Here is a 13,908-nt window from a genome sequence, read left to right as displayed (position 1 = left end):
CGCGCAGACCGTCACCGATCGCCCGCCGAGAGCGCGAGGGTGCCGTCGTGAGTAGAGTGACCGCACGCCGTCCGACGATCCGTATCACCTCCCACGGTGAGATCACCAGGCCCGACACCCTCGCGGTGGAGGAGCCGCTCGAAATCCGCCTCGGCGGAGAGCAACTCACCGTCACCATGCGCACTCCGGGCAGCGATATCGACCTGGTGCACGGATTTCTCTTGGGCGAGGGCATCATCGGCGCCACCGATGATGTGGTGAGCGCACGCTACTGCGCGGGCACCGACGAGAACGGGCACAACACCTACAACGTCCTCGACGTCCACTTGCGCACGCCGGTCCCGGTACGCGGGCGCCACGTCCTCACCACCGGCGCCTGCGGGCTCTGCGGCAAGACCGCACTCGAGGAGGTGCGCACCCGCACCCGATTCCCGATACCGGCCGACGGCCTCCTCCTGGACCTCGCCACCCTCACCACCCTGCCCACCGAATTGCGCACCCGCCAAGGCGTTTTCGACGCCACCGGCGGTCTGCACGCGGCGGGGCTTTTCAGCGCGGACGGCACCGCCCTCGCTGTCCGCGAGGACATCGGCAGGCACAATGCCGTCGACAAGGTGCTCGGCTGGGCACTGCGCGAAAACCGTATCCCCGCCCCCGATCTGGTGCTGATCGTCAGTGGCCGCGCCTCCTTCGAATTGGTGCAGAAAGCGGTGATGGCAGGCATTCCGATGCTCGGCGCCGTCTCCGCACCCAGCTCGCTCGCCGTCGACTTGGCGGCCGAATCCGGCCTCACCCTTGTCGGTTTCCTCCGCGGTCGGACCATGAACATCTACACCGGTGGGCACCGGATCGACCGCACATCGGTCGCCGAGGCGCCGATTGTGCCCACCAACGTAGGGACCCGCCCCTGACGGTGCACCTCTTGCCCGGTCTCGATGTCCGAATTACGGTTGCTTCACCCGATCCAGAAATTCGGCTTGAACGGAGCGCCCGATGCGGATTTCGGTGGAAGGCAAGTCCGGCGGCGTGCGCGTGCGCATGCGGTTCGAACAGTTTCGACGGCGGCTGCTGATCGTTCGGACCCTGCTGGCGATCCTCGCGGTTCAGGGCGCCATCGTCGGCCTGTGGGCGGTCTTCGCGCCACACTCCTGGTACACCAGCTTCCCCGGTTTCGGCATGCACTGGATCTCGGCGGACGGGCCATACAATCATCACCTCGCAGGTGACGTCGGCGCCTTCTTCCTCGCCCTGACCGCGGTCACCATCGCCGCGCTCGTCATCAACGGCACCGCCGTCGCCCGAGTGGCGGGCATCGGCTGGCTGACTTTCGGTCTACCGCACGTCGTCTACCACGCCTTCCACAAACCGGCCGAAATGGGCGCGGGCACCTTCACGCTCAGCGTGCTCGCCGCGGCCGCGCTGGTCATCCTCGGCCTCGGCTGTGTAGTCATCCCGCCGCGTGGCGACATCCCCATGTCCGACCCGGCGCCGATGGACATCCGATTTCCGCGCCGTCGCCCGCGCTGATCTATCGGCACCACTCATTCGCCGGCTGCCGGCTGCCGAGCGACCTACTGCTGGCCCCAGGCATCGGTGGAGGTGAGGTGGTCGAGGGCCTTGCTGACGGCCGGAGCGCACAGATGATGGTCCGCAGGACCGAGCCACGTCATTTCCGCGATTTCCGCGGCTGGTGCTGGGTTGCCGTGGCCCGGCGCGGTGAAGCAGTGCATTTCGACGAGAGTGCCGGGACGCCCGTGGGCAGGAGCGGTGATGGTTACCACGGGCGCGATCCGGTGCGCCTCCAACTCGACGCCGACTTCTTCTCGAACTTCACGAACGAGCGCTCCCGCCAGGGTTTCACCCGGCTCGGGCTTGCCGCCCGGTAGGTAGAAGGCGTCGCGTCCTCTGGTGCGGACCGCAAGCAAGCGGCCGTTCTCGACGCACAACCACGCCACCGACGTGAGCGTTCGTTCCTCGATCATGGTTACCTCGACAGCTGAGACGCGATCAGGCTTCCAGTGCTTCGAGCAGTGCGGCCCGCTGGCGAGCGCCGAGTCCACCGATGCGGCGGTCCTCGGGAATCTCGGCCTGGTCCAGCAGCTTGGCGGCCTTCACCGGGCCGACGCCGGGCAGGGCCTTGATCACGGCCGCGACCTTGGTCTTCTTGACCAGCTCGTCGCTATCGGCCTTCTTCAGCAGATCGGCCACCGAAACCTTGCCGGCCTTCACTTTGCCGATCAGTTCGGAGCGCGCCTTGCGGACCGCAGCCGCCTTGGCCAGCGCCTCAGTGCGCTGCTCCGCGGTCATGGTAGGCAGTGCCATGTCTCCTCCGCTTTCACTCGTCACTCGAACATCTGGTTGACCGGACCGATTCAACAGCACGTCGCCGACAGCGCAAGTCCGACACACCGGGGCGCGACCGGCGGAAATAGCGATGAGTTTTCCGGGCCCGCGCCGTCGAATCCGGGGAGAGGCCCGCGCGTGGCGGACGACAAGGACGGAAGGAACCCCCGCCATGGAGCTGTCGCTCACACAGTTCGTCACCCTCGACGGCGCCTATCAGGCGCCCGGCGACCGCAGGAGGACCCGAGCGGCGGGTTCACCCACGGTCGCTGGTCGGCGCCCTACGGCGACGAGGACTTCGGCGCTTTCATGACCGAGGTGTTCGACGAGGTCGACGCTTTCCTGCTCGGTCGGCGCACCCACGAGACTTTCGCGAGCTACCGGCCAGAAAGTGACCGACCCGACGGATCCCATTGCCACCGCGCTGAATTCGCTCCCAAATACGTGGTGAGCACCCACCTGGACAGCGCGGGATGGGGCCCGGTCGAGGTGCTGCGCGGTGATCTGGTCAAGGAGGTGACCAGCCTCGAGGAACGCCCCGGTCGCGAACTGCAGGTGCACGGGAGCGGCAATCCGGCGCAGAGCCTGCTGGCCGCGGACCTGATCGACACCATGCACCTGCTCACCTTCCGGTACTGCTCGGCACCGGCAAGCGGCTGTTCACCGACGATGTACGGCCCGCCGGATTCGAGCACCAGTGTGCGCACCACCGCTTCGGGCGTCGTCATCGCGACCTACCGCAACGCCGGCGCCCCGAAGTACGGATCGCTCGATAAGTGACGGACGTAACACTGGAGGCCCCGCCAACGAAAGCATCAACGAAAGCACCCGAAGGGTACGAAGGTTCAATGGCGAACCAGGGGGATCAACGGCGATCCCGACCCGGGCGTGATCGAACGGCAGCAGCCGGCCGATCGTCACCGTGTCCCCGAAGGCGCTACACCTGGAGTTCCGGGCCGTCCGCGGATACGCGTCCGCTCGACGTCCCACTGACCGGTACGAGAGCGCAAACAACGGACCGGGCTCCATGGACGCTGCTAGGCTCCGAATTAGAACGCGTTTCAATTCGGCAGGAGTTTCATGGCACAGCAGATCCGCGATGTGGTCGAGCAGTACGTCAAGCTGGTCGGCTCGGGTCCGACCGAGGAGATCGTCAACCTCTATGCCGCCGACGCGACCGTCGAGGATCCCATCGGCTCCGAGGTCAAACAGGGCCACGCTGCCATCCGTGAGTTCTACGACGTGATCGCCAACCTCGATCGGGAAACCGAACTGAAGCCGGAGACCATCCGCATCGGGGGCAATCACGCCGCCTTCATGTTCAGCATCATCACCAGGTTCGGCGACAAGCGCTTCACGCTGACCCCCATCGACGTGATGGAGTTCGACGACGACGGCAAGATCATCAGCATGCGCGCGTACTGGAGCCCCGACGATATGCATACCGAAGTGGTGTAGCCCTGGCCATCCACGCGTGCCGTAGATCACACCCGCCTGCCCATCACATTCCACGATCCCTCCTCGTCCGAGTAGCAGGACAACATCGTCGGATCGAAGGAGAACCGTGATGAGCACGACCCGTATCCCCGCCGTCGCCCCGGAGCAGGCGGGGCCGCTGACCAAGCTGCTGTACCGCGTCGCCGCGCGACGCTTCGGTGCGGTACCCGAACCGTTCGCGGTGACGGCCAACCACGGAAAACTACTCGCCGCCAGCAGCATTCACGAACTGCTCGTCGAACGCGCCTGCACCGATCTGCCTGCCGCCATCCGAGAGATCGCCGTCTACCGCGCGGCCTGGATCGTCGGGTGCTCCTGGTGCATCGACTTCGGCGAAATGCTCATGCGGCACGGCGACCTGGACATCGACCGACTCGAGCACATCGCCGAATACGAGACCTCGCCGCTCTACAGCGCCGACGAACGCGCCGCCATCGCCTACGCCGACGCCATCACCGCGACACCGACCACCGTCACCGACGATCAAGTCGCCGACCTCGAAAAGCGTTTCGGCCGTGCGGGTGTCATCGAACTGACCTACCAGATCGGCCTGGAGAACATGCGCTCGCGCTTCTACTCCGCGCTCGGAATCACGGCACAGGGCTTCAGCACCGATTCCTGCCGAGTCCCGTGGGCCCAGGACTGACCCACCAAACGACCGTACCGCCCGTCGGACAAAGTCGACGGGCGGTACGGGGAAGCCGCTATGCGGCGTCGGCTATCACCTCGGCCAGACTTGTCACGGTCTGGAAAACCACGACATCCTCAGCAGCGTCGAGCAGTCGGTCGACACAGCGTCGGCCGGTGATCAGCACGAGCTTGCCTCCCGCCGCTCCCATCAACGACTCGGCCTCGATCAATACCCGCAGACCCGCGCTGCCGAAGAACGTCACCCTGGACAGATCGACCACCACCACGGGCCCTGCGCTACCGAGAGATCCGAGCAGACCACTACGGAAGACATCGGCGCTGTAGTAGTCCACCTCGCCGACGAGAGCACAGAGCGTGATCGAATCCGTGGGTGTCATGAGGGTGACACGCAGGCGGTCGGACGGACCGCGACTGGACGGCCACGGTGCCACGATGGCGGATTGGCTGGAAGTAGCAACAACAGTCGACATAAGGACCTCGGTCCGGTCACGCACGGCACACTCGAAACATTGCCGGCGTTCAATTTCGCCCGGATGCGTCCGCTCCAGGACTGGGCTGGTTGCTCAACCCTTCCCATGGACTACCCCAACAGACAGGTCTGTACACCTCTGCTTCGACCCGATGTCCACGATGGGCGACGACACAACGTCACCTACTACGGCTGACCTCCACTACGACGGCGCAGCATGGCGTAGTAGATGTACTGCATCTCGAGCGGGTTGGTGAAAACGCTCACCAACTCGAATCCGAAGTGTTCGTCGAGCCATTCGACACACGTTGTCAGCCTCGCCAGCAGACCTTCCTGATCCGGGCCCGGGTCCCGGATCAGGCCGCCCTCAGTGCGTGAGAAGACTACGAGATGTTTGTGCCGATAGGTCCGCATGTCGACGGCGCCGCTGAGCACGCCGCGCACATCCAGCAGCTGACCCGGCCCCGCCGGATGCAGCAGTGGCTGCGGTTGCACCCTGAAATCCCCCTGCCATCAAGCGACTACGCCGACTTCTCGCGCCGCTCGGTGCGCTGCGCCTTGCGCGGCACGATGGTGGGCAGCACGTTGTCGTTGACCGTGTCGGCGTCGACGACCACCTTGGCGACGTCATCGCGGCTGGGGATGTCGTACATCACCGGCAGCAAGACCTCTTCCATGATGGCGCGCAGACCGCGAGCACCGGTGCCACGCAGGATGGCCTGATCAGCGATCGCCTCCAGCGCGTCCGTGGTGAACTCGAGGTCGACGCCGTCCATCTCGAACAGTCGGATGTACTGCTTGACCAGCGCGTTCTTCGGCTCGGAGAGGATCTTGACCAGGGAATCCTTGTCGAGATTGGTCACCGAGGCGACGACAGGAAGGCGGCCGATGAACTCGGGGATCAGACCGAACTTGATCAAGTCCTCCGGCATCACCTCGGCGAAGTGATCCGAGGTGTCGACCTCCGCCTTGGAGCGCACCTCGGCACCGAAGCCGATGCCGCGATGTCCGGTGCGGTCGGAGACGATCTTCTCCAGCCCGGCGAACGCGCCCGCCACGATGAACAGCACGTTGGTGGTGTCGATCTGGATGAATTCCTGGTGTGGGTGCTTGCGTCCACCCTGCGGCGGCACGCTCGCCTGGGTACCCTCCAGGATCTTCAGCAGCGCCTGCTGCACACCCTCGCCGGAGACATCGCGGGTGATCGAAGGGTTCTCGCTCTTGCGAGCGATCTTGTCCACCTCGTCGATGTAGATGATGCCGGTCTCGGCCCGCTTCACGTCGTAGTCGGCGGCCTGGATCAGCTTCAGCAGAATGTTTTCGACGTCCTCGCCGACATACCCGGCTTCGGTCAGCGCGGTGGCATCGGCAATGGCGAAGGGCACATTGAGCATCTTGGCCAGGGTCTGCGCGAGGTAGGTCTTGCCGCAACCGGTCGGGCCGAGCATCAGGATGTTCGACTTGGCGAGCTCGACCGTCTCACCACGGCTGTCGCGCCCCTTGTCGCCGGCCTGGATGCGCTTGTAGTGGTTGTAGACGGCCACCGCGAGCGTGCGCTTGGCCGTGTCCTGCCCGATCACGTAGTTCTCCAGGAAGTCCCGGATCTCGGCAGGTTTGGGCAGCTCATCGAGTTTGACCTCGCTGGACTCGGCCAGCTCTTCCTCGATGATCTCGTTGCATAGATCGATGCACTCGTCGCAGATGTACACCCCTGGTCCCGCAATGAGCTTCTTGACCTGCTTCTGGCTCTTTCCGCAGAACGAGCACTTGAGCAGATCGCCGCCGTCTCCGATGCGCGCCATCTCGTGGGTCCCTACTTCCTTGTCCGCGTGCAACCGTCTGTCCAGGTTGCCGGCAATCCGCCACCCTCGGGTGTAATCACGAACACCTCGAGCGTTCCGGCGGGTCGAGCACTGCCGTCAACCGGGAGCAAAGGCCCCTAGGTTGACCGTACCCGGTGTGCGCGACGGAGGTCGACAACTCGAGCATGTTTCTCGCCGGGGTTGCGCGAGTTCTCACGGCACTAGAACACGTTCTCCCCGAGCTGCGGCCGAAACCCGGTTCGGCCGCCCGCCTCGTGGCCTCTCCCGCCGGACACCCTTCCGGTAGGTCGGTTCCATCGAAACAATCCGGCCGGAACGGATGCCGAGCGGCACCTGTCCCGGCCGGATTTACCTGACTAACAGCAACATACGAGCGACCGGCGCAACCCGTATTCCGGGCGTACCCCAGAATCTCTGCCTGACACCTGATCGCGCGCGGAGACTACTTCTGTGCGCTGAGCTTGCGGTAGTCGAACACCGTGTCGATGATCCCGTAGTCCTTGGCCTCCGCGGCCGTCAGGATCTTGTCGCGGTCGGTGTCCTTGCGGATGGTGTCCGCGTCCTTGCCGGTGTGGTAGGCCAGCGTGGTCTCCATCAGGCGACGCATGCGCTCGATCTCTGCGGCCTGGATCTCCAGGTCCGAAACCTGCCCCTGGATGCCACCCTCCAGCGACGGCTGGTGGATCAGCACACGGGCGTTGGGCAGGCAAGCGCGCTTGCCGGGGGTGCCCGCGGCGAGCAGCACGGCGGCGGCGGAGGCCGCCTGGCCGAGGCAGACCGTCGCGACGTCGGCGCGCACGTACTGCATGGTGTCGTAGATGGCCATCAGCGACGTGAACGAGCCACCGGGCGAGTTGATGTACATGGTGATGTCGCGGTCGGGATCGAGCGATTCCAGCACCAGCAGCTGCGCCATGATGTCGTTGGCCGAGGCGTCGTCCACCTGCACGCCGAGGAAGATGATGCGCTCCTCGAACAGCTTGTTGTACGGGTTGGACTCCTTGACACCGAAGCTCGAGTGCTCGATGAACGACGGCAGGATGTAGCGCGCCTGCGGGCTCTGCGGCGCGATACCGCCGAGGCCGGCGCGTGGGTCGATCAGGTTGGCCATCTTCGTCTCCAAAGTCTGAGTGGGTGAGCGGTTCTCAGCCGTTGCGACTGGTTGCAGGTCGCTCGAAATGGTCGGCTACTTCGCGCCGTTCCCCGCCTGATTCGCGTGGCTGATCACGTGGTCGATGAAGCCGTACTCGAGCGCCTGGGTCGCGGTGAACCACCGGTCGCGGTCGGCGTCGATGGTGACCTGCTCGACCGACTTGCCGGTGTGCTGCGCCTGCAGCTCGTTCAGCTCACGCTTGGTGTGCGCGAACTGCTCGGCCATGATCGCGATGTCGGCCGCGGAACCACCGATGCCCGCCGAAGGCTGGTGCATCATGATGCGCGCGTGCGGCAGCGCGTAGCGCTTGCCCTTGGTGCCCGCGGTGAGCAGGAACTGCCCCATCGAGGCGGCCAGACCCATGCCGTAGGTGGCGATATCGCACTCGGCGAACTGCATCGTGTCGTAGATGGCCATACCCGCGGTCACCGAACCGCCGGGCGAGTTGATGTAGAGCGAGATGTCCTTGACCGGATCCTCCGCCGAGAGCAGCAGGATCTGGGCGCACAGCTTGTTCGCGATGTCGTCGTCGACCTGAGTGCCGAGGAAGATGATGCGCTCACGCAGCAGGCGCTCGTACACCGAATCACTGAGGTTGAGACCAGCAGTAGCGGCTGTCATGACCCCTGCCTGGTTGATTGTCACGGATACCTGCCTTCTCTTCTCACCGGCTTGTCACTGAAACCTACACAGCGCTGATTGCTACAGAGCCATCACCGTTCGCTGTCACAAACATTAACGAAACAGGGCGGCACCGAACTCCCGGCACCGCCCTACTTCGCTCACAGCGCAATCACACAACCACACGGCCGTCGATCACGCTGGCATTCCATGGAATTATTCGGCGCTCGCGGCGGCGGTTTCTTCGGCGGCGGCCTCGGCCGCGGAACCCTCAGGGGCGCCGAACATTTCGGCGGTGTCCACCGAGTTGCCCTCGGAGTCGGTGACCTTCACCTGGCCGACGACACCGGCAAGCGCCTTGCCGCGGCGCACATCGGCGAACACCGCACCGAGCTGGCCCGCCTGTTGCACCTGCTGGATGAACTGTTCCGGCGACAGACCGTAGCGCTGCGCCTGGAACAGGATCCGCTCGGTGAGCTCCTCCTGCCCGACCTGGGTGTTGTCCGCCTCGGCGATGGCGTCGAGCAACAGCTGGGTCTTCACCGACTTCTCGGCGGACTCCTTGGTGTCCTTGTCGAACTCTTCGCGGGTGCTGCCCTGCGCCTCGAGCGCGGCGGCGAAGGCGTCCTCGTCGTGGTCGAAGCCGTGCACAGCGTCGTGCAGCACGGCGTCGATCTCGGCCTTGACCACGGCCTCCGGCAGCGGCACCTCGACCTGCTCCAGCAGCGCCTCGAGCACCTTGTCGCGGATCTCGCCCGCCTGCTCGACCTTCTTGACCCGCTCGACGCGGGTGCGCAGGTCGGCCTTCAGCTCTTCGAGGGTGTCGAATTCACTCGCCAGCTGGGCGAAGTCGTCGTCGGCCTCGGGCAGCTCGCGCTCCTTGACCGAACCGACGGTAACGGTGATGACCGCTTCCTTGCCCGCGTGCTCGCCTGCGACCAGCGTGGAGGTGAACTCGGCGGACTCACCGGCCGACAGGCCGGCCAGCGCCTCGTCGAGGCCCTCGATCAGCTGGCCGGAACCGACCTCATGGGACAAGCCGGTGGTGGCGGCCTCCGGCACATCCTCGCCGTCGACGGTGGCCGACAGGTCGATGGACACGAAGTCGCCGTCCTGGACCGGACGCTCGACACCGGTCAGGGTGCCGAAGCGCTGGCGCAGCGACTGCAGCTGCTCCTCGATGTCCTCGTCACCGATGCTGAACGCCTCGACCGACACCTCGATGCCGTCGTAGGCGGGCAGGGCGATTTCGGGACGCACATCGACCTCGGCGGTGAACGCCAGCTGCTGGCCGTCCTCGATCTTGGTGATCTCGATCTCGGGCTGACCGATGACCTTCACCTCGGAGGTGGTGACGGCCTCGCTGTAGCGCCCGGGCAGCACATCATTGACGACCTGCTCCAGGATCGCGCCACGACCGACACGGGCCTCGATCAGCTTGGCCGGAGCCTTACCCGGGCGGAAGCCGGGGATACGGACCTGGTTGGCCAGTGCCTTGTACGCCTTGTCGAAGTCGGGCTTCAGTTCCTCGAAGGGCACCTCGACGTTGATCCGGACCCGGGTCGGGCTCAGCTGCTCGACGGTGCTCTTCACGGACATGCTCCTTGTTCGTTGGTGGTTCTGGTCGACTTGCTTCTCATCGACATGGGCGCCTTGCTCTCATGGACATGGACGCAGCGCGCCCACGCGCACGCATCCCGACAAGGTTAGTTGACCGGTCGCGGCGGGTTGCGGGCAGCACCGCCCTAGACGTCCCAGCGGCTGCTTGCCAGTCGCCGGCGAGAGATCAGCTCTTGGGAACGGTGACCGCGTCGGTGACGAAAACGAGAGTCTCGTTCGGCTTGATGCCGTTGCCACCCGCGCCGTATCCGAGGTCCGGCGGGATGATCAGCAGCCGCCGCGCGCCCTGCTGGACACCGACCAAGCCCTGGTCCCAGCCGGGAATGACCTGCCCGGCACCGAGGGTCAGCTGGAACGGCTTGCCCCGGTCGAAGGAGCTGTCGAGCTTCTTCTTGTCCGACCAGGTGACCAGCGAATAGTTCATGGTGAGCTGCTGGCCTGCGGCCGCGCCCGGCCCGCCGCCCTCGACCAGGTCCTTGACGATCAGCTGCTTGGGCGGGTCACAGTCGTCCGGGATGGTGATCTTCGGATTGGCGCCGAACCCACCGTCGACCTTGATGTCGTCGGCGGTGCATTCGCGACCCTTGCTCTGCGGCGCGGCCGCCGCGGACGAGGCCGTCTTCGCCGCCGCGGTGGTCGTCGCGGACACCGAGTTGTTGTCGTCCCCCGACCCACACGCGGTCAGCGTGAACGCGGCCGCGGCGATGGCGCCGAGACCGATGATCCTGCCGAGTATTTGCATGCGGCGCACCCTAATCCACGCACGGCCACCGGCATCGTGCCGCCCTGACCACACGGCGGGTCGAACGCTCGGGACTCACGGAAGGACAAAGCCCGATTCGTACGCCATGATCACGGCCTGTGTTCGATCACGCGCGCCCAGTTTCGACAACACGGCGCTGACATGGGTCTTCACCGTCTCCGCGCCGATGAACAGCTCGCCTGCGATCTCCGCATTCGACAGGCCGCGAGCCATCGAACGCAACACCGTGGGCAATCTTGGCAGCAGTATGGGCGGTAACGGCAGGCACGGGTGGTGATGTCGTGCGCAGACGCCTGACTCGCGGGCCTGCTGCCGGTAGCCTGACGAGGAATTCTCCATCCGGTGTTGTCGATCACTTGTCGACAACCGTGCGGGGCCCGGCGACAGCGGTTGCTCCGGTACCGCACTCGATGCCCCGAGCGTGAGGAGAGTCGACGTATGACGCAGATGGCCGATGCCGGGGGCGATACCTCGGCCGACAATGTCGACAGCGGCGGCGGTGCGACGATCGCGCCGCGACCCTATCGACTGGCGCAGGTGCCCGGTCCGCTCGATCACGGTGAGCTGGAATCGATCGACGCGTGGTGGCGAGCGTCGAACTATCTCGCGGTCGGCCAGATTTATCTGATGAGCAATCCGCTGCTGCGGGAACCGCTGCGCGCCGAGCACATCAAACCGCGGCTGCTCGGACATTTCGGGACCGTGCCCGGCCTGAATCTGGTCTGGGCGCACGCCAATCGGGCCATCCAGCAGCGCGATCTGAACGCGGTGTTCGTCGCGGGGCCAGGGCACGGCGGGCCGGGCCCGAATGCCTGTGCCTGGCTGGAGGGCACATATTCCGAGCTCTACAGCCATGTGCCACGGGACGGCGCCGGGATGGGTGCGCTGTTCGCGCAGTTCTCCTTTCCCGGCGGCGTGCCGAGCCATTGCGCGCCGGAAACGCCGGGTTCCTTCCATGAGGGCGGCGAACTCGGCTACTCCCTGCTGCACGCCTTCGGCGCGGCGCTGGACAATCCGGATCTCACCGTCTTCTGCGTGGTGGGGGACGGCGAGGCGGAGACAGGGCCGCTGGCCGCCAGCTGGCACGCCGATAAGTTCCTCAACCCGGTGCGCGACGGCGCGGTGCTGCCGATCCTCGCGCTGAACGAGTACAAGATCGCCAATCCGACGGTCCTGGCGCGCATTCCGGAATCCGAGTTGCTGATGCTGCTGCGCGGGTACGGCTACGAACCGATCGTTGTCGCGGGGAACGATCCGGCGGCCGTGCATCAGGCGATGGCCGCCGCCATGGACGACTGTCTGGATCGCATCCGGCAGATCCACCGTGCCGCACGCGTCGGCGCCGATGGAGTGCGCCCGACCTGGCCGATGATCGTGCTGCGCACACCGAAGGGCTGGACCTGCCCACCGGTCGTCGACGGCAATCAGGTCGAGGGCACGTTTCGTGCACATCAGGTGCCGTTGCCCGCCGCGCGCACCGATGACAGGCACCGAGTGGTACTCGAACAGTGGCTACGCTCCTATCGCCCGGAGGAGTTGTTCGATGAGGCGGGCCGACCGGTGGCCGCGCTCGGCGAGCTGGTGCCGCGTGGCGATCGGCGGATGAGCGCCAATCCCATTACCAACGGCGGCACGCTCGTTCGGGATCTTCGGCTCCCGGACTGGCGCGACTACGGTGTCGAGGTCGAGGCACCCGGCGCGAGCAGGCACGAGGCGACCCGCGTGCTCGGCGGCTGGCTGCGCGAGGTCACCGCGCGCAATACCGACAACTTCCTTACTTTCGCGCCCGACGAGCTGGCCAGCAATCGGCTACAGGACATCCTGGAGGTCACCGGGCGCGATTGGCAGGCGGAGGTGGGCGAATTCGACGTCGGCCTCGACCGGTCGGGCCGGGTGATCGAGGTGCTGTCCGAGCACATGTGTCAGGGCCTGCTCGAGGGCTATCTTCTCACTGGCAGGCACGGAGTTTTCACCTGCTACGAGGCATTCATCCATATCGTCGACGCGATGTTCAACCAGCACGCCAAATGGCTCGACGCCAGTGCGGGAGTTCCGTGGCGGCGTCCCATCGCCAGCCTCAATTATCTTTTGTCGTCACATGTTTGGCGCCAGGACCACAATGGATTCACCCACCAGGACCCCGGATTCCTCGACGTGGTGCTGAACAAGAAACCGTCGATCGTGCGCGTGTATCTGCCACCGGACGCGAACACGCTGCTGTCCACCTTCGACCACTGTCTACGCTCGCGGCACTACGTCAATGTGGTGGTGGCGGGCAAACAGCCACAGGCGGACTGGCTTTCGGTGCCCGATGCCGCCGTGCACTGCGCCCGCGGCGCAGGCATCTGGAACTGGGCCGGGCACAACGACGATCCCGGCACCACACCGGATGTCGTGCTCGCCTGCGCAGGCGACGTACCGACCTTGGAAACCCTTGCTGCCGCGGCCATCCTGCGCGAGCGGCTGCCCGAGCTGCGCGTCCGGGTGGTGAACGTGGTCGACCTGATGCGGCTGCAGCAGCCCGACGAACATCCACACGGCCTGTCCGACAGCGAATTCGACACCCTGTTCACTTGTGACAGTCCGGTGATCTTCGCCTTCCACGGCTATCCCTGGCTGATCCACCGCCTGACCTACCGTCGCGCGAACCATAACGGCATGCACGTGCGTGGATATAGGGAAAAGGGCACCACGACAACTCCTTTCGATATGGTCATGCTCAACGACCTCGATCGGTTCCACCTGGTGATGGATGTCATCGATCGGGTGCCGACACTGCGAGACAAGGCGGCGGGCCTGCGTCAGGAGATGGTCGACGCCCGCTGGAACGCCCGAGCATGGACCCGCGAGCACGGCGAGGACATCCCCGCCGTCGCCGACTGGAGCTGGCCGAACCTCAGCCTCTGACGCGGAATGTGGCCGCCGGGACCGCGAAATTCCTTGCGGTGATGTCCCGGCTGGGCCACGA

General features: G+C 65.5%; 15 protein-coding genes and 1 pseudogene. 6 read left to right on the top strand and 10 right to left on the bottom strand.

All coding sequences use genetic code 11. From position 1 onward, the window contains the following. Window positions 1-47 precede the first annotated feature (47 nt). Together fdhD and AB0M74_RS21400 are read left to right on the top strand one after the other, a co-directional pair. On the top strand, window positions 48-911 hold the full coding sequence (gene fdhD / locus AB0M74_RS21405) for a formate dehydrogenase accessory sulfurtransferase FdhD (protein WP_366528022.1): 864 nt from the start codon (window positions 48-50) through the stop codon (window positions 909-911). 82 nt (window positions 912-993) lie between these two features. Beyond that, the gene (locus tag AB0M74_RS21400; RefSeq protein ID WP_366528021.1) at window positions 994-1,527 is read left to right on the top strand and encodes a hypothetical protein; all 534 of its coding nucleotides are present in this window, start codon (window positions 994-996) and stop codon (window positions 1,525-1,527) included. A 44-nt stretch (window positions 1,528-1,571) separates the two neighbouring features. Here the strand turns inward: AB0M74_RS21400 and AB0M74_RS21395 are convergent, their stop codons facing one another. Together AB0M74_RS21395 and mihF are read right to left on the bottom strand one after the other, a co-directional pair. Further along, window positions 1,572-1,982: an NUDIX domain-containing protein gene (locus AB0M74_RS21395; protein ID WP_366528020.1), complete on the bottom strand. Its 411-nt coding sequence runs from the start codon at window positions 1,980-1,982 to the stop codon at window positions 1,572-1,574. Between the two features lie 25 nt (window positions 1,983-2,007). Next, a complete protein-coding gene (gene mihF / locus AB0M74_RS21390) occupies window positions 2,008-2,322 on the bottom strand; it encodes an integration host factor, actinobacterial type (RefSeq protein ID WP_366528019.1) in 315 nt (104 codons plus the stop codon). Between the two features lie 159 nt (window positions 2,323-2,481). Between mihF and AB0M74_RS21385 the strand changes: the two genes are divergently transcribed. The 3 genes from AB0M74_RS21385 to AB0M74_RS21375 all read left to right on the top strand — a co-directional run bounded on the left by AB0M74_RS21385 (window position 2,482) and on the right by AB0M74_RS21375 (window position 4,486). Then, window positions 2,482-3,123: a dihydrofolate reductase family protein gene (locus AB0M74_RS21385; protein ID WP_366528018.1), complete on the top strand. Its 642-nt coding sequence runs from the start codon at window positions 2,482-2,484 to the stop codon at window positions 3,121-3,123. A 300-nt stretch (window positions 3,124-3,423) separates the two neighbouring features. Further along, window positions 3,424-3,801 carry a nuclear transport factor 2 family protein gene (locus AB0M74_RS21380; RefSeq protein ID WP_366528017.1) on the top strand — a complete coding sequence of 126 codons (378 nt, stop codon included), beginning with the start codon at window positions 3,424-3,426 and terminating at the stop codon, window positions 3,799-3,801. A 109-nt stretch (window positions 3,802-3,910) separates the two neighbouring features. Beyond that, window positions 3,911-4,486 (top strand): carboxymuconolactone decarboxylase family protein, encoded by a 576-nt coding sequence (locus AB0M74_RS21375; RefSeq protein WP_366528016.1) that lies wholly within the window; start codon window positions 3,911-3,913, stop codon window positions 4,484-4,486. A 58-nt stretch (window positions 4,487-4,544) separates the two neighbouring features. Here AB0M74_RS21375 and AB0M74_RS21370 read toward each other — a convergent pair whose 3' ends face one another. From AB0M74_RS21370 to AB0M74_RS21335, 8 genes and pseudogenes are all read right to left on the bottom strand, one after another. Next, the gene (locus tag AB0M74_RS21370; RefSeq protein WP_366528015.1) at window positions 4,545-4,868 is read right to left on the bottom strand and encodes an STAS domain-containing protein; all 324 of its coding nucleotides are present in this window, start codon (window positions 4,866-4,868) and stop codon (window positions 4,545-4,547) included. A 278-nt stretch (window positions 4,869-5,146) separates the two neighbouring features. After that, on the bottom strand, window positions 5,147-5,455 hold the full coding sequence (locus tag AB0M74_RS21365; RefSeq protein ID WP_366528014.1) for a hypothetical protein: 309 nt from the start codon (window positions 5,453-5,455) through the stop codon (window positions 5,147-5,149). Between the two features lie 26 nt (window positions 5,456-5,481). Next, window positions 5,482-6,762 (bottom strand): ATP-dependent Clp protease ATP-binding subunit ClpX, encoded by a 1,281-nt coding sequence (gene clpX, locus AB0M74_RS21360; protein WP_366528013.1) that lies wholly within the window; start codon window positions 6,760-6,762, stop codon window positions 5,482-5,484. 463 nt (window positions 6,763-7,225) lie between these two features. Further along, complete coding sequence (locus AB0M74_RS21355) at window positions 7,226-7,894, bottom strand: ATP-dependent Clp protease proteolytic subunit (protein ID WP_328410420.1); 669 nt, start codon at window positions 7,892-7,894, stop codon at window positions 7,226-7,228. A gap of 75 nt (window positions 7,895-7,969) precedes the next feature. Continuing rightward, entirely contained in the window at window positions 7,970-8,557 is a 588-nt protein-coding gene (locus AB0M74_RS21350; protein WP_366528059.1) for an ATP-dependent Clp protease proteolytic subunit, read from the bottom strand. 216 nt (window positions 8,558-8,773) lie between these two features. Continuing rightward, window positions 8,774-10,150, bottom strand: a complete 1,377-nt coding sequence (gene tig / locus AB0M74_RS21345; protein ID WP_366528012.1) for a trigger factor — start codon at window positions 10,148-10,150, stop codon at window positions 8,774-8,776. Window positions 10,151-10,343: 193 nt separating this feature from the next. Beyond that, the gene (locus tag AB0M74_RS21340) at window positions 10,344-10,919 is read right to left on the bottom strand and encodes an FKBP-type peptidyl-prolyl cis-trans isomerase (RefSeq protein WP_366528011.1); all 576 of its coding nucleotides are present in this window, start codon (window positions 10,917-10,919) and stop codon (window positions 10,344-10,346) included. Window positions 10,920-10,994: 75 nt separating this feature from the next. Continuing rightward, a pseudogene (locus AB0M74_RS21335) lies at window positions 10,995-11,165 on the bottom strand (LuxR C-terminal-related transcriptional regulator); the annotation flags it as partial. Between the two features lie 213 nt (window positions 11,166-11,378). On the opposite strand from AB0M74_RS21335, the gene AB0M74_RS21330 reads away from it, so the two are divergent. Further along, window positions 11,379-13,847 carry a phosphoketolase family protein gene (locus tag AB0M74_RS21330; RefSeq protein WP_366528010.1) on the top strand — a complete coding sequence of 823 codons (2,469 nt, stop codon included), beginning with the start codon at window positions 11,379-11,381 and terminating at the stop codon, window positions 13,845-13,847. The last annotated feature ends 61 nt before the right edge of the window (window positions 13,848-13,908 follow it).

The organism is Nocardia sp. NPDC051463 (assembly GCF_040681975.1).
In the GTDB taxonomy this organism is placed as follows: Bacteria; Actinomycetota; Actinomycetes; order Mycobacteriales; family Mycobacteriaceae; genus Nocardia.
This window is presented reverse-complemented; position numbering and strand designations above follow the sequence as displayed.

Excerpts from the sequence above, each read along its gene's own strand:
- AB0M74_RS21400 (WP_366528021.1), top strand. The coding sequence starts at position 994 with ATGCGGATTTCGGTGGAAGGCAAGTCCGGCGGCGTGCGCGTGCGCATG.
- AB0M74_RS21395 (WP_366528020.1), bottom strand. The coding sequence starts at position 1,982 with ATGATCGAGGAACGAACGCTCACGTCGGTGGCGTGGTTGTGCGTCGAG.
- mihF (WP_366528019.1), bottom strand. The coding sequence starts at position 2,322 with ATGGCACTGCCTACCATGACCGCGGAGCAGCGCACTGAGGCGCTGGCC.
- AB0M74_RS21380 (WP_366528017.1), top strand. The coding sequence starts at position 3,424 with ATGGCACAGCAGATCCGCGATGTGGTCGAGCAGTACGTCAAGCTGGTC.
- AB0M74_RS21375 (WP_366528016.1), top strand. The coding sequence starts at position 3,911 with ATGAGCACGACCCGTATCCCCGCCGTCGCCCCGGAGCAGGCGGGGCCG.
- AB0M74_RS21370 (WP_366528015.1), bottom strand. The coding sequence starts at position 4,868 with ATGACACCCACGGATTCGATCACGCTCTGTGCTCTCGTCGGCGAGGTG.
- clpX (WP_366528013.1), bottom strand. The coding sequence starts at position 6,762 with ATGGCGCGCATCGGAGACGGCGGCGATCTGCTCAAGTGCTCGTTCTGC.
- AB0M74_RS21355 (WP_328410420.1), bottom strand. The coding sequence starts at position 7,894 with ATGGCCAACCTGATCGACCCACGCGCCGGCCTCGGCGGTATCGCGCCG.
- AB0M74_RS21350 (WP_366528059.1), bottom strand. The coding sequence starts at position 8,557 with ATGACAGCCGCTACTGCTGGTCTCAACCTCAGTGATTCGGTGTACGAG.
- AB0M74_RS21340 (WP_366528011.1), bottom strand. The coding sequence starts at position 10,919 with ATGCAAATACTCGGCAGGATCATCGGTCTCGGCGCCATCGCCGCGGCC.
- AB0M74_RS21330 (WP_366528010.1), top strand. The coding sequence starts at position 11,379 with ATGACGCAGATGGCCGATGCCGGGGGCGATACCTCGGCCGACAATGTC.